Annotated in this window: 16 protein-coding genes; 8 read left to right on the forward strand and 8 right to left on the reverse strand. The window is 59.3% G+C overall.

What is annotated here, in order from left to right; all coding sequences use genetic code 11:
- Nucleotides 1–65 precede the first annotated feature (65 nt).
- From LSG25_RS12890 to LSG25_RS12905, 4 genes are all read right to left on the reverse strand, one after another.
- Nucleotides 66–1505, reverse strand: coding sequence for an NAD(P)-binding domain-containing protein (locus LSG25_RS12890; protein WP_232741328.1), 1440 nt, complete (start codon nt 1503–1505; stop codon nt 66–68).
- Nucleotides 1502–2509 carry a LysR family transcriptional regulator gene (locus tag LSG25_RS12895; protein WP_232741329.1) on the reverse strand — a complete coding sequence of 336 codons (1008 nt, stop codon included), beginning with the start codon at nt 2507–2509 and terminating at the stop codon, nt 1502–1504. Before LSG25_RS12895 ends, LSG25_RS12890 begins: the two co-directional genes overlap by 4 nt.
- A gap of 415 nt (nt 2510–2924) precedes the next feature.
- Nucleotides 2925–4097: a 2-methylaconitate cis-trans isomerase PrpF gene (prpF, locus tag LSG25_RS12900; RefSeq protein WP_232741330.1), complete on the reverse strand. Its 1173-nt coding sequence runs from the start codon at nt 4095–4097 to the stop codon at nt 2925–2927.
- Nucleotides 4098–4105: 8 nt separating this feature from the next.
- Nucleotides 4106–4945 (reverse strand): aldo/keto reductase, encoded by an 840-nt coding sequence (locus LSG25_RS12905; RefSeq protein ID WP_232741331.1) that lies wholly within the window; start codon nt 4943–4945, stop codon nt 4106–4108.
- A gap of 100 nt (nt 4946–5045) precedes the next feature.
- Between LSG25_RS12905 and panB the strand changes: the two genes are divergently transcribed.
- The 8 genes from panB (at nt 5046) to LSG25_RS12945 (ending at nt 12673) form a co-directional block, all read left to right on the forward strand.
- On the forward strand, nt 5046–5867 hold the full coding sequence (panB, locus tag LSG25_RS12910; protein ID WP_232744682.1) for a 3-methyl-2-oxobutanoate hydroxymethyltransferase: 822 nt from the start codon (nt 5046–5048) through the stop codon (nt 5865–5867).
- A gap of 5 nt (nt 5868–5872) precedes the next feature.
- The gene (locus LSG25_RS12915) at nt 5873–6763 is read left to right on the forward strand and encodes a LysR family transcriptional regulator (protein ID WP_232741332.1); all 891 of its coding nucleotides are present in this window, start codon (nt 5873–5875) and stop codon (nt 6761–6763) included.
- 134 nt (nt 6764–6897) lie between these two features.
- Nucleotides 6898–7956: a TRAP transporter substrate-binding protein gene (locus LSG25_RS12920; RefSeq protein WP_232741333.1), complete on the forward strand. Its 1059-nt coding sequence runs from the start codon at nt 6898–6900 to the stop codon at nt 7954–7956.
- A 70-nt stretch (nt 7957–8026) separates the two neighbouring features.
- Entirely contained in the window at nt 8027–8647 is a 621-nt protein-coding gene (locus LSG25_RS12925; RefSeq protein ID WP_232741334.1) for a TRAP transporter small permease subunit, read from the forward strand.
- Nucleotides 8644–9927 carry a TRAP transporter large permease gene (locus tag LSG25_RS12930; RefSeq protein WP_232741335.1) on the forward strand — a complete coding sequence of 428 codons (1284 nt, stop codon included), beginning with the start codon at nt 8644–8646 and terminating at the stop codon, nt 9925–9927. The genes LSG25_RS12925 and LSG25_RS12930 overlap by 4 nt, the downstream gene beginning before the upstream one ends.
- Nucleotides 9928–9964: 37 nt before the next feature.
- On the forward strand, nt 9965–10648 hold the full coding sequence (locus tag LSG25_RS12935) for a DUF2848 domain-containing protein (protein ID WP_232741336.1): 684 nt from the start codon (nt 9965–9967) through the stop codon (nt 10646–10648).
- A 65-nt stretch (nt 10649–10713) separates the two neighbouring features.
- Nucleotides 10714–12069, forward strand: a complete 1356-nt coding sequence (locus LSG25_RS12940) for an amidase (RefSeq protein ID WP_232741337.1) — start codon at nt 10714–10716, stop codon at nt 12067–12069.
- A gap of 115 nt (nt 12070–12184) precedes the next feature.
- Complete coding sequence (locus tag LSG25_RS12945; RefSeq protein ID WP_232741338.1) at nt 12185–12673, forward strand: CreA family protein; 489 nt, start codon at nt 12185–12187, stop codon at nt 12671–12673.
- Nucleotides 12674–12752: 79 nt separating this feature from the next.
- Here LSG25_RS12945 and LSG25_RS12950 read toward each other — a convergent pair whose 3' ends face one another.
- Genes LSG25_RS12950 through LSG25_RS12965 form a run of 4 tightly spaced genes read right to left on the reverse strand, consistent with a single transcriptional unit; the run spans nt 12753 to nt 18258 of the window.
- Nucleotides 12753–14339 (reverse strand): FAD-dependent oxidoreductase, encoded by a 1587-nt coding sequence (locus LSG25_RS12950; RefSeq protein ID WP_232741339.1) that lies wholly within the window; start codon nt 14337–14339, stop codon nt 12753–12755.
- Nucleotides 14336–16312: a preprotein translocase subunit YajC gene (locus LSG25_RS12955; RefSeq protein WP_232741340.1), complete on the reverse strand. Its 1977-nt coding sequence runs from the start codon at nt 16310–16312 to the stop codon at nt 14336–14338. The genes LSG25_RS12950 and LSG25_RS12955 overlap by 4 nt, the downstream gene beginning before the upstream one ends.
- Before the next feature lie 12 nt (nt 16313–16324).
- Complete coding sequence (locus LSG25_RS12960) at nt 16325–17851, reverse strand: patatin-like phospholipase family protein (protein ID WP_232741341.1); 1527 nt, start codon at nt 17849–17851, stop codon at nt 16325–16327.
- Nucleotides 17848–18258 carry a DUF4345 family protein gene (locus LSG25_RS12965; RefSeq protein WP_232741342.1) on the reverse strand — a complete coding sequence of 137 codons (411 nt, stop codon included), beginning with the start codon at nt 18256–18258 and terminating at the stop codon, nt 17848–17850. The genes LSG25_RS12960 and LSG25_RS12965 overlap by 4 nt, the downstream gene beginning before the upstream one ends.
- Nucleotides 18259–18260 lie beyond the last annotated feature (2 nt).

The raw sequence follows: 18260 nt of genomic DNA on the forward strand, positions 1-18260 counted from the left end.
AAGTGAGATCGAAAGTATTCAATAGAAGCTCGCGCACCGTAAACCGTACAAGCCGGCGCACGAGTTTATTTCGCGCCCGCATCGACCCATTCGTCGCCATACACTTCAGGTTCGCTGAACGCCTGCATGGCCGCGTAATGCTGCTCGATGTTTTCACGGTACAGCAAGCTGACGATGCCTTTGGCCAGGCGTTGCGCCCCGTCGCTGATGGCGGGGATATCGCCCGAGACCTGGCCATGAGTCAAGGTTGCCGGATAGCAAAAGCAATGCACGCGCGACAAACCCGGCAGGTTGCTTCCTTCCTTGGCCTGGAATTCAAAGCTGGGTCCCACATCGGGCGAATTCGCGAGTTCCTGGTCATCGGCACCTTCGCCGGGCTGGTAGCGATCGCTCCAGACACGAATATGCGGCGCGATCGTGGCGTACTCGGAACGAGCACTCCAGTCGACCAGAAAGCCGGTTGAAAGAATCAGGAAATCCAGCTCGAACGTTTTCCTGGGCGTCTGTACTTCCAGATGCCCCGGGCGCTCATGCACCGCTTCAACCGGGCATCCCAGGTTGAAATAGGCATTGGCATGGCGCGATACGCGCAAGGTGCTGCCGCGCGGCGGCGGAACCTGCTGTTGGTTGATGTAATGGCGTATGCGCCATTTCCATTCATCGGGCAGTTGCAGGTAGCCGTGGGTAAACCCCGGATTGCCGGCGCCCTTGCCCTTATTGACGCGCGGAATATCGGTGCGGCGAATCAGCAGATCAACGCGTGCCGCGCCATTTTCCAGCGCAGTCGCCGCACTGTCCATGGCCGAAGCTCCCGCACCGACCACCCCTACCCGCAGGCCGCGCAGTTGCGCATAATCCATGTCATCCGAGGAATGCGCCCAGCGCTCGCGGGCGATGGGCTGCATGAAATCCGGCACATAGGCGCCCCCCAGGCCCGCCCGCCCCGTGGCCAGCACTACACGCCTGGCATACACAAGCTCCGGCCCGCCAGGCCCAACTACGTGCAGTTCGACATGATCGGCGCGAGGCACGATATTGCGGACCTGATGTTCATTGCGTATGTCCACATCCATGACGCGCCGGTACCAGCGCAGATAGTCCATCCATTGCAGGCGGGGTATCTTGTCGAGCGCCTCCCAGGCCGCGGCGCCGAACTGCGCCTCGAACCAGGCCCGGAAAGTCAGGGCCGGCAAGCCCAGAGCCGGGCCCGTCAGTTGCTTGGGCGAACGCAAGGTCTCCATGCGCGCCGTGGTCGCCCAAGGGCCTTCGAAACCTTCTTTGGCCTCGTCGAAAATCCGAACCCGCACACCCAGGTTTTTAAGCGATACAGCCGCCGCCATGCCCGCCATGCCGCCCCCGATAATCGCCACATCCAGCGCTTCGCTACCGTTGAACTCGGCCTGCGGCACCCATGGGGTCGCAGGCAAATCAAGCCAGGCCATGTCTTGCGCCAGGCGTTGTTCAAGATGGCCCAGGCCCGAACGGGGTATTGTTGCTAGGGTCATAGTATGGCGATATCCTCGATGGCGGGAGATTCGTAAAGCGAATTAAGCAAGGCGCGATTGCGGCTTTCGCTATTCAATTTGAAGCCTGGAATATGCTGTTGCGCGTAGCGCTTGAGCATATCGATCAGACACAGCACATCGTCGGCAAGAGCCTGCTCGCGATGCGTGATGGCGCCCATCTGAAATGGAATGGCGGTATCGATGGGACGGAACACAACGCCATCCGGCGGCATCCCAACACCGGTAAACGGTTCGACGATCGCCACGCCAAGGTTTGCCCGCACCAGCGCCAGTGCATTGAGCGTCGAATTGGTTTCGATATGGCGCGGCGCACGCGTGCCGCGATCATGCAATAAAGCCGTGGACAAGCGATGGCGCAGGCGATTGCGGCTGGACATGGTAATGATAGGGGTGTCGCGCAGTTGCGCAAGGGCAATGGTGGTTTCCTGCGCCAGGGCGTGTGTACTGGACATGGCCAGCACGCACGGCGCTTCGCCCGACCAGTGCAAACGGCATTGCTTCAGATCGATGGGCAGGCTGGTCAAGCCCAGCGTGGCCTGCCCTGTGGCGACGGTCTTGGCGACCCGTTCGGGCGCAAGGCTGTCAATGTAGATTTTCTGGTCTTTAAGAATGGAGCCGGGGTGCCCCCTGGAATGCATCGCATTCAGTTCACCCAAGACACCCGGCAGCAAGCCTGTCGACAAGGCATAGGTGGCCACGATCTTGAGCGGGCGCGCCTGGCCTTGCGCGATTTCCCTGGAGCGCACGTCCAACTGCTGCAAACCGGCCAGCACATGCTGCATTTCTTCGTAGAACTGCCGGCCTTGCTCCGTGAGCGTTACAGAGGGGCGAGTGCGTTCGAACAGGGTAAAACCCAGTTCTTGTTCCAGGTCTTGCACTTGCCGGCTGATGACAGGTTGCGAGCGATCCAGCAGACGCCCCGCGGCCGTGACGCTGCCAGTAGACAATACCGCGGCAAAGGCCTCGAGCTGGCGGATTTCCATGCTGAAATATGCTTTATTAACATTTAATCTATTTAATTATGCAATTAATGAATGATTTTGGCAAGCCTTTTTGACAACAACCGGGATGCATGGAGCGGCTGCGATTTGTGACCTACCCAGGACCGAGTACGAATTCTCTAGGCGCGGCGGCAACGGCTCAGGCGGGACGGGCGAACATTGAGCCCACCACGATCAGAGCCCGGGGCGGGGGAAAAAGGGAGCGACTGTTTTAAGCGGGACGCTTGCGATCAGTCCGGGGGACTGATCGCCCCGCAAGTTTCGCGACCGCCCCGAACCGGGCTCTGGGCGTGGGCAGTCCTGGCGCAGCCAGGACTGGGCAAGGTGAGCCCGTCCCGCCTGAGCCGTTGCCGCCGCTAATGAGTTGCTCTCCCACCAGTCCCCTTGGATAAAACCACTACAACTCAGGAATCAACACACTGCCTTCCATCAAACGCCGGGCGCTGCGACTCATGGTGGCCTTGGTGACCACCCAGCCGCCCGCGCTCTGCTGCGCCTCGGCCCCCACTCCCAGCGTGCCGGACGGATGGCCAAAGCGCACGCCGGTTTTCACGCCTCCCAGCACCCTGCTGACAACCGTGCCCGGGATGGCGGCGGCCGCGGCAATGGCCACGGCGCCTGTGCCTGTCATGGCGTGATGCGCCTTGCCCATGGACACAATACGAGCCAGCACATCGATATCTTCCGCCTGGACATGCTTGCCGCTACTGGCCACATACGCGGCGGGCTTGCCGAAAAACGCAATCTTGGGCGTATGCTGCCGTTTGCTGCTGGCGTATTCCACACTTTCCGCCAGACCCATCGCAACGGCGCCGTGAGCCCGAATGGCCTCGAAACGGGCCAATAGCGCCGCATCTTTATTGATGTCGTCCGGCAGCTCGGCGCCGCTCAGGCCCAGCGTTACCGCTTCGATGAACACGGCCGGATTTCCGGCATTGATAAGAGTGACCTCCACGTCTCCCACGCCGGGCACCGAAAGCACATCGACTGGGTTCCCGGTTGGAAATATGGCGCCGCCGGCATCGTCTTCACCGCCATCGGCGCCGGGATCGAGAAATTCCAGGCGAATCTCGGCTGCGGGAAAGGTCACGCCATCCAGTTCGAAATTGCCCAGTTCCTGCACCTCGCCATCGCGCATCGGCACATGCGCGACAATTTTCTTCTGGATGTTCGCCTGCCAGATGGTGATAGCGGCCACACCATCGCGCGGCGCATCGATCAGGCCCCGATGTATGGCGAACGGGCCCACGGCCGAGGTCAGATTGCCGCAATTGCCGCTCCAGTCCACCAGCGCCCGGTCGATGCTGACCTGCCCAAACAAGTAATCCACATCGCAACCCGGCTGCCGGCTTTTGCTGACAATGACGATTTTGCTGGTACTGGAGGTGGCGCCCCCCATGCCGTCGAGCTGCTTTTCATAGGGGTCGGGGCTACCCATGATGCGCAGCAACACCGCATCGCGCCTGGCCGGATCGGCGGGCAAGTCTTCAGGCAGAAAGAATACGCCCTTGCTGGTGCCTCCACGCATATAAAGAGCGGGAATCCTGATTTGGCGCTGAGGGGTGTTCATGGCGCAGCCTATTTAATCGAACGAAACGTCGCGGGATTGGGGCCGCTGCGCCCATCGGGGCTATCCAGCCCGGCAATGGCCGCCATGTCCGCATCGTCGAGCATGAAGTCGTAGACGTGGAAGTTTTCCCGGATGCGGCTGGGGGTAATGGATTTGGGGATGACCATATTGCCCAGTTGGATATGCCAGCGAATCATCACTTGCGCCACAGAACGCCCGTGCCTCAGGGCTATCCCGGTCAGGGTGGGGTCTTCCCACAATGCGCCGCGCCCCAGGGGGCTCCAGGCTTCGGTAACGATATCGTGATCGGCATGGAAATCGCGCAATTCCGCTTGCTGAAAACGCGGATGCAGTTCAATCTGGTTGACGACGGGCAAGACACCGGTTTTGTCAAGCAGGCGCTGCAGATGTTCAATATTGAAATTCGATACGCCGATCGATTTGATCCGGCCCTCGTCGTGCAGCTGAATCATGGCTTCCCAGGCTTTCACATACAAATTGGTTTCAGGAACAGGCCAGTGAATCAGATACAAATCGACGTAATCGAGGCCAAGCCGCTTCATGCTTTCGTCGAAGGCCGACATTGCGCTATCGTAATCGTGATGCTCGTTCCACAATTTGGTGGTAATGAACAATTCATCACGGGCTACACCCGAATTTGCAATACCCTGGCCAACTCCAGCCTCGTTGCCGTAGATGGCGGCGGTATCGATCAGGCGATAGCCTTCCTTGATAGCGGTGTCCACGACGGAAGCGGTAATCTCGGTATTGATCTGCCAGACTCCCAAGCCCAGTTGCGGAGCGCTGTTGCCGTCGTGAAACTTGACGATATTCTGTGTGTTGGACATGATGAATCTCCGTAAAACAATACATTGATTATACGTATGTTACAAACAGGATTGGGGCCGGTCCGCGACTTTTCGGCCAGTGATATTTCAGGAGACTATGGTGAGTGTACATACCGACATAAAACGCATCAGCGTGCCGCAGCTGATGGCCTGCAAAGGCCGGCAGAAAATCGCCGCGCTTACCGCCTATACGGCGCCCTTTGCGCGTATGCTCGACGATTACCTCGACATGATTCTCATTGGCGACTCGACCGCCATGGTCGGCTACAACCTGCCCAATACGCTGTCGATCACTGTGGATCAAATGGCCGCGCATGCGGCAGCGGTAGTCCGCTCGACAGAGCGGGTTTGCGTCATCGTCGACATGCCTTTCGGCAGCTACCAGGAATCCCCGGCACAGGCCTTCGCCAACGCCGCCAGGATTCTTTCGATCAGCGGAGCCGACGGCATCAAAATGGAGGGCGGCGCGGTCATGGCCGAGACGACGCGTTTCCTGGTTGATCGCGGCGTGCCGGTGCTGGCGCACGTGGGCCTTATGCCGCAGTATGTGCACACCATGGGCGGTTTCAAAGCGCAGGGCATGAACGATGAGTCGGCCGAGCGCATTTTGCAGGATGCGCGGGCGCACGAACAGGCCGGCGCCTTCGGCGTCGTCCTGGAAGGCGTAGCCGAAGCCCTGGGGCGGCGCATCACCGAAGCGCTGAAAATTCCAACCATAGGCATAGGCGCCTCGCCCGACTGCGACGGCCAGATACTGGTCACCGAAGACATTCTGGGACTAAGCGGCCCGCGCATACCCAAATTCGCCCGGCAATTCGCCGACGTCGGCGCGGTAATACGCGGCGCGGTCGAACAGTACGCCAATGGCGTGCGCGATGGCTCCTTCCCCGGCCTGGAAAACTGCTTCGGCGTCAAAAAGTAAGCCTCATGATCGATTTCAAGCAAATCGAAACCTTTGTCTGGGTGGCCGAACTTGGAGGGTTTCGCGCCGCCGCCGAAAAGCTGCACACCACGCAGCCCGCTATTTCCCAGCGCATTGCCGCCATGGAATCGATCATGGCCGTGCGCCTGTTCGAGCGCGGCGCGCGCGGCATCAAGCTTACGGAAAAAGGCCAGGAGCTGCTCTCGCATGCACAGCGCATGCTCGACATGCGTAATGAAATGCTAAGCGTGGCCAAAGAACAAAATGCCATGCGCGGCACGCTGCGGCTGGGTGTCGCGGAAACGCTGGTTCAAACCTGGCTGCATCGCCTGATCGAACAGTTGCACGATCGATACCCGGCGCTGGTCGTTGAAATTCATGTAGACACCAGCCATGTCTTGCGCACCCAGCTCAACTCGCACCAGATCGACCTGGCCCTGCTGGTGGGAACATCCCAGAATCCGAAAGAGCATCATCTGCATCTGTGCGACTATTCCCTCGCCTGGGTGGCCAGCCCCAGCCTCAAGCTGCACGGACGGCGTGTGTCGGTAGCCGAACTGGCCGCAACCTACCCAATCATCACCTACCCTTCACTCAGCCTGCCCTATCAGGCGGTCAAGGCGCTGATCGCGGAATCCGGCGTCAAGACGCCGCGAATATACGGCAGCGCCTCTTTAAGCACCATCGTTCACATGACGCGCAGCGGCATGGGCCCCAGCGTCATTGCCCCGGCAGTCATAGTCAATGAAATTTCGCAGGGTGAATTGTGTCTGCTGGATGTCGATGGGGCATTGCCCGACATCCGTTTCTATGCCTGCTGGGTAGAGTCTCCGGACAGTCATACCGCGCACCGGGTCGCACAATTGGCGCAAGACATAGCTGCCAAGCGCTCATAACAAATTCTTATCACAGCGGATACGAATTAATAATTGGACGGTAGCGCCAGGTTCGGTTGCAATGCACCCACACGCGGTCCGACGCGCAAAGCACAGAAATCATATCGTCGGATTATCATCCAGGAGATGCCCCCATGAAACGTCTATTTCTTTCGACCCTTGCCATCGGCAGCCTGCTTTTCGGCACCGCCGCGCTCGCACAGGAAAAAGTCCCCAACCTGCCCAAAACACATCTGCAAGTCGTCGGCGGCTTGAGCAACCTGACTGCCTATCAGAATTTCGAACAGCCTTTCTGGACCAAAACGGTACCGGACCTGTCCGAAGGCAAGGTCACGGCAACCATCAAGGGCTTCAACGAAATGGGCCTGAAGGGCCCGGAAATACTGCGTTTGATTGGCCAGGGCGTCATACCCATAGGCACGGCCACCCTGGCTTACTTTGCCAGCGACAACCCGATCAATGAAGCCATAGACCTGGCGGGCCTCGCGCCCAGCGCCAAAGTGGCGCGCGAAGTGACCGACGCATTCGCCCCCGTTTACAAGAAGTACTACGAGAAAAACAATATCAAGGTACTGGGATTTTCCACCTATCCCGCACAGGTTTTGTTTTGCAATGCAAACATCTCGAGCCTGGCCGATCTGAAAGGTAAAAAGGTGCGCACCAGCAGCCGCACTACTGCCGAGTTCGTGCAGGCCCTGGGCGGAACCAGTGTCACCATGGCCTTTGGCGACGTTGTGCCCGCTCTGCAGAACGGTGTCGTCGACTGCGCCATCACAGGCTCCATGTCGGGCTACTCGGCCAAATGGTACGAAGTCAGCACACATCTGTATGCGCTTCCCATCAACTGGAACGAGCAGATTCACGCCGCCAATCTGGCCTACTGGAACAAGCTGGATCCCAAGGTCCAGGACTTCCTGCAGAAAAACTTCAACGTCATGACCGACCATATCTGGGAAGCCGCGGCCAAGGAAACGCAGGAAGGCTACGATTGCAACACGGGTGCCGCCGCCTGCCCGCTGCCCGTGAAGGGCAAAATGAAACTGGTCGAACCCAGCGAAGCCGATCGTGCCTTGCTTAAAAAGATCACTGCTGAAACAGTAGTGCCGAAGTGGGCCGCGCGCTGTTCGGCCGGATGTGTCAAAGACTTCAACGACACCATAGGCAAGCTGCTGCACATCACCGCCGCCAAGTAGCCGGCGCGATGCTCTGGGGGCGGTTCCGGTGAAACCGTGAACCGCCCCCAATCTCCACACGGTGACCATCATGACATCATCAGATCGTTATACCTTGCTCAACCAGTTATTGAGCAAGGCCACTACCCTGTCGCGCATTGCAATGTGGGTCGCGGGCGCGCTGACCCTGGCGAGCGCAATCTATATTTCCGCCGACGTCATTGCGCGGAAATTCCTTGGCTTTACGCTGGGAGGCTCCGACGAATTGTCGGGCTATGCCTTTGCCATCAGCGTGTCGTGGGCACTTTCGTTTGCCACGCTGCAGCGAGCCAATATCCGCATCGATGCCTTGTACCAGCGTTTACCGCCGCGCCTGTGCGCCCTGCTCGACTGGGTCGCCCTGGTCAGCCTGGCCGTCTTCATTGTCTACCTGACGCGCTATGCCAACGACGTGGCCCTGGTTTCCTGGGAAAGGAACTCGACCGCCAATACCATCCTGGCTACGCCGCTATGGATTCCCCAATATCTGTGGGTAGTGGGGCTGATCTGGCTGTGCGTCGTCCTGGCCCTCATGCTTGTGCGCTCGTCCATCGCGCTGATCACCGGCGACCTGGCCACGATTCAAGCCATATGCGGCATTCGCAGCACGCAAGACGAAGCCACTGAAGAAGCCGAAGCCGGCGAACGCATGGTCCGTGGAGAAACAGCATGATTACCACCGCACTGGTTGCTTTACTGGTCTTAATCGGGCTGAGCATCCCCGTGGGCGCCGCCCTGGGCCTGCTGGGGTTGATTCTGGACCCTCTGTACTCGATGCTGCCTTTGACGCGGGCCATAGGCGAAGTGTCCTGGAGCACCAGCAACGAATTCCTGCTGGTGGCCATACCTCTGTTCATCATGCTGGGCGAAATCCTGCTGCGATCCGGCCTGGCGGAGAAAATGTACAACTCGATGAGCCTGTGGCTGTCCTGGCTGCCGGGCGGCCTGATGCACGCCAATATCGGCGCCAGCGCGCTGTTTGCGGCCACGTCCGGTTCCAGCGTTGCCACGGCCGCCACGGTGGGTACGGTCGCCATTCCCCAAATAGCGAAGAAAGGCTACAACGAATCCCTGTTCCTGGGCAGCCTGGCCGCCGGAGGAACCCTGGGCATACTGATCCCGCCATCCATCAACCTGGTCATCTATGGGGTGCTGACCAACACATCGGTGCCCAAGCTGTATCTGGCGGGCATTATTCCCGGCCTGGGCATGGCGGCCTTGTTCATGCTTGCGATTGCCGCGGCATGTATCGTCAAGCCGAAATGGGGCGGACAGAAAATCCAGGCGACCTGGAGCGAACGCTTCGCCAGCCTGATCCACCTGATACCTCCGCTGGGAATTTTCCTGTTGGTCGTCGGCTCCATTTATGCAGGGCTGGCAACACCTACCGAAGCCGCGGCACTGGGTGTCGTGGGGGCATTGATTCTGGCGGCTTGCGTACGCAGGCTGACATTCGCCATGCTGCGGGACTCGCTTGAAGGCACCATGAAGGCAACGGCCATGATCATGCTGATCGTGGTGGGTGCCGCGTTTCTCAACTTCATCATGGCTGCCACAGGGTTGACCACCGCACTGACCAATACCATTACCGGACTGGGCCTTGCGCCGGGATGGATGCTGCTCATCGTCGTGGTGTTCTACCTGATACTTGGCTGCTTCATGGAAACATTGTCCATGATGATCACCACGATTCCCATTGTGGCCCCGATCATGATTGCCCTGGGCTACGACCCGGTCTGGCTGGGCATTGTGATCATTATTCTGGTCGAAGCCGCCCTGATTACCCCGCCAGTAGGGCTGAACCTGTTCGTGGTGCAAAGCCTGCGCAAGGGGGGCAGCATGAACGCCGTCATGCTGGGGAGCATTCCTTTCGTGATCATGCTGATGGCCATGATCGGGCTGCTCGCGCTGATACCCAACCTGGCGCTGTGGCTGCCCAATCTGTTCGGTTGACGACCTCCCTGTTTACTCATTTACCTGCTCAACAATCATGAAACTATTATTCAGTCTTGCTTCGGAACACAAAGCCGAATCCATCGAAGTCGATATTACGACGTGCATCGTCGCCGGCTGGGCCGGCCGCGATCTGGCCGCCATCGAACACCATATTGAAGAGCTGGCCGAAATCGGCGTACCCCGCCCCAGCGCGGTACCGCTTTATTATCGTATTGCTTCAAATCAGCTATCGCAGGAATCGAAAGTCGAAGTGGTGGGCGACGGCTCCTCGGGCGAAGCCGAAGTCTTTGTCTTTTCTCATCAGGGCCGCATGCTGGTCAGCGTGGCCTCGGACCACACCGACCGCAAGCTGGAGGCGCATAGCGTCGCGCTATCCAAGCAATTGTGCATAAAGCCTGTGGCGCGCGAAGCCTGGCTGTACAGCGAAGTCGCCGATTACTGGGACGAACTGGTCCTGCGTTCGTGGATCGAGGAAAACGGCCGGACAGTGCTGTACCAGGAGGGTGCGCTGGCGTCTTTGCGCCCTCCTCTTGAGCTGATTCAAGGCCATTTCGGGCAGGCATCCATACCCGGGCACGCAGGCATGACTTGCGGCACAGTCGCCGCGATCGGCGGGATTCGTACATCGCCCGTATTTACCATGGAACTGTTCGACCCGAAACGCAATCGCCGTATCAAGCATACGTATGCAAGCACGGTTCTGCCGGAAATCGCCTGAGCCATTGCATTCCATCCTACAATCTCCGCCACGGACCCAACTCCTTTACTTCAGGCTGATTTCCCATGCTTCCCACTTTACTCGCCCTGCAAAATACTCTGGCCGAAGGCAAGACTAGCTCTGTAGAGCTGACCGAAGCGGCGCTGGCTCGCATCGCCGATCCTCAAGGCGAAGGAAACCGGGCATTTACCAAAACCTACCGGGCCCAGGCACTTGCATCGGCACAGGCCTCCGATGTGCTGCGCGCCGCGGGTTTGACCCGCTCGCCCGTCGATGGACTGCCGATTTCGGTGAAAGACCTTTTCGATGTCGCCGGCGATATCACGCAGGCCGGCTCCGTGGTACTGAAAGATTCGGTCCCCGCCGCCAAAAACGCGACGATAGTCCAGCGGCTGATCGATGCGGGCGCGGTAATAGTCGGCCGCACCAATATGAGCGAGTTTGCATTTTCGGGCCTGGGCCTGAACCCGCATTACGGGTCGCCCAGCAGCCCCTGGGATCGGGCCACTGGGCGAATCTCGGGGGGTTCATCGTCGGGAGCGGCCGTATCGGTTGCCGACCAGATGTCGGTTGCGGCCATAGGCACCGACACCGGCGGATCGGTGCGCATTCCTTCGGCATTTTGCGGGCTGGCAGGCTTCAAGCCCACGGCGGCCCGCGTGCCCACGCAAGGCGCCCTGCCCTTGTCCTGGACCCTGGATTCGATCGGGCCATTGGCCGCGTCGGTAAGCTGCTGCGCCATACTCGATGCCATCATGGCCGGGCAAGCCTACAACGCGCCTGTGGCGCCCGTCCTGCGGCAACTGCGCTTTGCCGTCCCCTCGACGCTGGCGCTCGACGGCGCCGACGAGCATGTAAGCGCGGCATTCCAAAAGGCCCTTGATACGATCGAAAGCCATGGTGGCCGGATTGAAAGAATCGATCTGCCCGAATTCGAACAACTCGCATACATCAACCGCAATGGCGGATTCACATGTTCCGAGGCCTGGGCCTGGCACCAAAAGCTCCTGGCCGACCGGGAAGCCGGCTACGACCCACGGGTTTCATCGCGCATCCTGCGAGGCAAGAACATGAGCGCCGCCGACTACATCGAGCTGTTGCAAATACGGCCCGAATGGATCGCCGCGGTCGAACGCCGCATTCAACCGTTCGATGCCTTGCTGATGCCCACCGTACCCGTGATTGCCCCGTCAATCAAAGAACTGCAAGGCTCGGACGACGCCTATTTCGCCGCCAACGGCCTGATTTTGCGCAATCCCACCTTTATCAATTTCTTGAACGGCTGCGCGCTGTCCATACCTTGCCATGCCCCGGGCACCGCGCCCGTGGGCTTGATGATAGCCGGCGCCGCCAATCGGGACCGCCATATATTGGATGTGGGCCTGGCACTGGAAGGCCTGCTGGCCCAGGCCGGTCGCTGAGCTGGCCTGATCTGAGCTGGCCTGAAAATAATCTTATGGCCTCATGAAATCATCCAGCTGGACGGATCGGCTAGAATCTTTACGCCTCCTCAGCAGCCTCAATGGTGTATCTATCATGAAACAGCTACTCGTCTTTATTGCCCTGGCAACCGCCAGCCTGTTCGGCCATACCGCCCACGCGGAGAAAGTCGGTTGCGTCAGCACCACCTGGCGCGTCGTCAATAACGACAAGGTCTGCGTGCAATCATTCAAAGATCCGGATATCGACGGCGTGGTGTGCCATGTGTCGTATGCGCAAACTGGTGGAATTTCGGGGGCGCTCGGCTTTGCCGAGAACCCTTCGCGCTTTTCGCTGGCCTGCCGTCAGACGGGGCCCATAATCAGCAAGAAGAAAATTCCAGCAATCGAGGAAGGCGTCTTCACGCACCGGATGAGCTTCCTGTTCAAGGGACTGAATGTATCCCGGCTTGTGGACAAAGCCAACAACACACTGGTGTACCTGGTCGTCAGCGAGAAAATCATCGACGGTTCTCCGTTCAACAGCGTCTCGACCGTCCCCCTCATGCCCTGGGGGACCCAGCAGCCCGTTCTTGACACAAAATAATTTCGGCCGAGCCACGGCGGGGCGGCACACTGACTCGACGTCATCCGCCCTACGCACAATACAATCTTTGCGCTGGAACCTAGCCATCCCGCCCCAACCTCTCGCAATTCAATTCAGCCAGCGCCGCTATCGTTCGCGACGGATTCAGCCCTATCGCTCGCGGTATGGTCGAGCCATCCATCACATACAGGTTTTCATACCCGAATACGCGGCCCCGCGCATCCACCACGCCTTCCGCCGCCGTCAAGCCCATATTGCAGCCGCCCAGCGGATGGGGCGTAATCAAATTGCGCAGATAAGTCCAGGTAGGCGGCACCCATGGCTCGCCGCCGGTTGCGTGGGATAAGCGAGTGTGCACCGCGGCCATCGCCTCGACCATGGCCTCCGAACGTTCATAATGCCAGTGCATTTTCAGGGAACGTTGCCAGGGAGCGTACCAGGGACGACCCAGATACATTTGCCCGTCGGATGCATCGACCCCCTGGCCAAACCAGAGCATCATGTTGGCAAACGGATCCTCCGCATCAAGCAAAGCGCCCAGTTCCTTCCATGAACGCCGCAGCTTTCCCCATCCCGCATGCCTGACACGGCGCTTGATGAACGCGCCCAGTAAATTGGGTATGCCGCCATCTTCAATAAACAGGGCCTGTCCATCGACAGATCGATCCAGCAAGTCGATGGCGCTGGAAATCGTCACTCCGCGGGAGGGCGATACGGCACGCGATTTGTAAAACGCGGGCGTCACGAAATCGCCATTGAATGCCCAGCCGTGGCCCAGGCGCGAAGACAATGCCGGCAGGCTGCGGTGTTGGTCGCGGCACCGCAGCAGCAATTCCGTGGAGCCGATAGAGCCTGCGGCCAGTATGACACGTTGCGCCGTTATGATTCGCCGCCTGCGTTGTCCGCTCTTGATGCAGTCGGCATGTATGCGCCATCCTGTGCCTTCAGGCTCCAGTGAGCAAACCAGATGCAGGGGCCATATCTCCGCGCCTTTCGATTCAGCCAGAGCCAGGTAGTTCAAGTCGAGCGTGTTCTTGGCCGATACCTGGCACCCGATATCGCAGTTGCCGCAGTGCACGCAGGTTCCTTGTAATTTCCCCTGGGCATTGATAAATTTCCTGGAGTGATGATCGGCATGCGCATCGGCCAGATCGTAGCGCCACTCGCGGTCGAAGCTGACCGCGAGTGGCACCGTATGAAAGCGATCGCCCCATCCGCATTTCTGCGCACTTTCCTGCATCAGACGGGTATGTTCACTCCATTGCGCTTCGGGCAATTCCTGCACATCGAGCATGGCGCCTACCCTATCGTAATAGGGTTTCAGCACCTCATGCGTAATTTCCGGCGGCCAGCCATGGCGAAACATCTCGGGTTTTGCTTCAACCGAAACATTGGCGTAGATGAGCGAACCGCCTCCGACACCGGCACCCGCCGCCACCCACATATCGGCAAAAGTGCGCAAGTCTACCCAGCCATTTTGCTTGTGAGGCCTGGCCTGGTCCCAAATCCAGGCATCATCGGCCTCGCGGGGATATGTCTCGGGAGTCCAATGCCTGCCGCGCTCCAGAACCAGCACTTTCTGCCCCTGCTCGGCCAACCGGCAGGCCGACACAGCGCCGCCAAATCCGCTGCCGACAACGATTGCATCAAAATCGTATGTGCTCATGTGGGGGCCTTGGGTTTAGACGAAATATGAATCGGGGTCTCGATCAGCTCGACCTTGATGGGGTCGGCCGGCACGAATCGCGCCCCGGAGCCGGGAAATGCCCGCAGGCGCCAGGTGTTGCCCGCCCGCATCAGAGACTGGACTCCGATACCAGTCTTCCAGTTCTTGCATACCCGTTCGATCTTGATCGGATAAATCGTCAGGCCGTCCGCATCGATCCGCATACGCAGGAAGCTCTTGCCATCGGCAATGCCCTGCGATGAAAATACCTCGTCGCTATGCCAACCGAACCAGGCATCGGCAAGAACCATCCAGCCGCCGAACAGAAAGCCGCCAATCACGCCGCCGAACACGCTTGTTTCAACAATGAACAGCAGCACATGGCGCCAGTCATCCAGGAATACCTCGACGGGCATGCCCAGAGATCGTGCTACCCAGCCGAGATTGAAATAACCCATCAACCATAACAACAGGAAGGCCAGCATCAAATGCAGCATGCCGTGCAACATCCCGCCGATACAGGCGCGGCGACGATCCGTGTCGGTGCTGGACATTGTGAACAGCCCCGGCCCGACCACAATGAACAGCGTAAAGATCATACTGGCCGGGCTATGCGCCATGACATGCGCCACCGCCGGCAACAGTGTGTCAAAAAACCCATGTAAGGTGACGGGCGCCTGGGCCAGATACGCCATCAGGGTCTTTCCACCCAGGAAAGAGTTTGGAACCTTGCTGGCGCTTTGTATAACCCACAGATAAAGCAGGTAAAGGGCCGCCAACTGAAGGCAAAACAGCGAATTCCTGATGGGCAGCAGGCAGGCGGCATTTCGCAAACGGCGCGACCATGCCGCATCGGGAAACGCGGTACTCAGCTTATAGCGCTCTTCATTTCCTGCTTCGGACTTGAAGCACAGCTGTTCGGGCAAATGATGCGTACCCAGCAAATAGGCGCCTCCGCCGCCGCAGGTAACGCGTTGCGGCAGCGTGCCGGCCTCATCGGGCTCATAACGCGCATAATGATGCTGGTCACCCGTCAGGACAGCGGCCAGGCATACACCTTCGCATGCTTCGACCAGGCCTTCGATCTTGCGCAGGCTCAGGAACCGCGGAGTCTGTGTTTCTATCGATCGCAGCCAGCTTGTGCTTTCCCGCGAAGAAGGCCTGGCTGCCGCCGCGTTTCCCGCGCCGCCAGCGGGACTTCGCTGAAATGCCAGCCGCTCGCTTTCGTCGATCCAGCTCGGCTCAGGAGCGCATATGATGACGCGATCTCCTGCCTGCAGCAGCGGTGCGGCTATGCATTTGAAATAGTTGAGCTGCGGCGCATCCATCAGCGATTCCAGCTGCAAATCCAGGCCCCACAACCACCAGCCGTGCGGCAGCCTGGCGGCAAAGTAGCTGGTGCGTTGCACGGTTTTCCAGCGCCCGATGGCCTGCCGGGCGCAAAACAGGCTTGTAAAACCGCGCAGACCGTCATACCAATCGTGATTTCCGGGAATGGCCACTATTTGCGGAGCGTCTTCTTCGTCGCGCGGCGGAATATCGGATGGGAATGCGCCACGGTACGGATCGATAAAACGAGTTCGATAGCCGTCTTCCGCCGGCGTGGGGTAAACCTGGTCGCCGCCCAGAATCAGTAAATTGGCGCGTGGCAGCACAAACGCACCGTCGGCTACATTCAGTTGCTCACGACTGATAGACCAGGCAACGCTATAGGTCGAATCCCATCCATCGCCGGTGTCGGCCACGTAATCGATCCAGGTGATATCCCGTTCGGCAATTTGCAGTGGCTGCTTGAGGGCCTCGACATTCAGAACAGCCTGCAGGTCGCGCGCATCGGCGTAGGAGCCCAGGGTGGTCGCTATGGCGGCACGCACTCCGGTCTGCAGCAGTTGGCTGGGCGACAGCCAATTGGTCATGGGCTCGTGCGTATAGAGCTCGATGCGGCTTTTCGGTGCGGGAGTATCCGTAGCCATGCGCTTGGCCATTCAATGCGGCCGGCGCAGTATATACGTGCGCATCAGCTCAGCTGTAAAAAATCTGAAGAACCGCCACGACGCTTTAATGGACCGCCCCTCGGTCGGAGCATTGGTGGCGTGAAACGTCCCAAGCAACCTGAACAAATCGGCCATCCCCAGCCGCAGCGTGCCTGCGCCGACTACGCGGCCCGCCGTATTGACCCCTTCATGCAGCAGGCAAAACAAGGTAGTGGTTTCAGTCCAGAGGCGCCAAGGCCCGCCGAGCCGCACATGCTTTTTCCCCTCGAGGTAATAAGACTTGCCCGCATGCCGAAACCCCAGCTCATAAACCATGTAGGTCAGGACGGGATCGCCACTGGGCGTAAACAGGCCGAACATTCCGGATTCCGCGGGAATCGACAGGCCGAACGGTTCGAAATCGATATGGCCGGTAAGGTCGGCCTTGTGCTGCGGGTCAGCAACAAAAGTGGCAATATCGTTGATATGGATGCTTGCATTCATAGTCAAGGTCGTGCCAGCGGCCGCCGCGGCCTGCGGGTCGCTGACGCCAAGCGCGAACCCGCCCGACATCTTCTCGCGGAACGTAACGCCGATGCCGGGCTCTTGCGTCGCGGTGGCGCGACTGTCCAGCGGCGCCGGCTGCCGTGAAAGCAACACACGCCGAGCATCGCGATAACCCATGTCGATCAGGGTCGCGGCATCGATTCTTCCCAGATAGAAGTCCGGATCGAGCGGCAAGGGCAGCTCCGGCCTGATCACATAAACCACAATAGGCTCGCTATGCCCCTGCACCGTTTCGCCGGAAGCAATGCGTGCATTCATCGCGGCAATCGTGGCAAGCTCCCAGTTCAGCGCCCCCACCGCACTCATCTCGATCATGTGCACGTACTGATTGAAAACCCCGTCCTGGAAAACGCGCGTGTTGCCTATGCACCAGACTACCCACAACTCACGCGCGCCGCGCTCTACGCAAGACAATAGATTGGCGTCCTTGATCCATACGGCGTCGGTCCACGTGCTGCCGTCCGCCTGCACCGCCGGCATGAAAATCGGCAGCGATGCGGCGGCAACCAGCCTTTGCATATCCAGTTGGGTGTGAGGAATGGGAACCACTGTCTTGTCATCGAAACGGCACACATTGAACGCCGCCTCGATACCGATCGCCGCATTGATGTTGCCGATGTCGACACCCAGCTTCGGGTACACATACTGCACCATGCCATCGGCGTCACCCAGTGCCGGCATGCGGGCGGCGTGCAGGTATTCGGAAGCCGGACGCAACGAGGCAAATTTCTTCACCGACAGATCGCGCCACCGGGCGCATAGATCGTCCGGGGCAATCCCCGACATCAATGCGGCAAGGTTGATCGTGCCCCCCGAAGAGCCATCGGCAAAAGTAAAACGAATGCCTTCGTCGAACAAGGCCTTGACCACGCCCGCCTGATAAGCCACACGCATGCCGCCTCCCGCCAACACCAGGGCCCGGGCGGCCTGCGGTGCTCCGCCTGCGATTGGAGGGGTATGTTCAGCGTTCATTTCACGACTCCCACAGTGCCGCGAACCGTGTGCCAGACAAGCAGGCCGGTGGCGAGTTCAAGCACGGCAAAGGCTATGAATACCGGACTGGGCCGGCCGTCGGCCAGCCAGCCTCCCATGCGTGCGGCCACGCCGGCAAACACGCCGGCCAGAAACACTTTGTGCGCAAGCGAACGAAGAAATATCCGCCGCCTGTACGCAATACAGAAAATCCCGAACCCCAGCTCCAGCGATTTCAAGAATCGGTATTGGTTCAACAACGTGGCTCGCGCCGCATCATTCATATGGTCCATTGGTACTGAAAAAACCACTCGCAATTCCCACGACGCAATAAATACGCCACTGACACCGACACCCAGCAACATCAGCGTGTAGCCCCAGAAAAACCAGCGCGACAGAGTCGGCATGC

The organism is Paralcaligenes sp. KSB-10 (assembly GCF_021266465.1).
Classification (GTDB): domain Bacteria; phylum Pseudomonadota; class Gammaproteobacteria; order Burkholderiales; family Burkholderiaceae_B.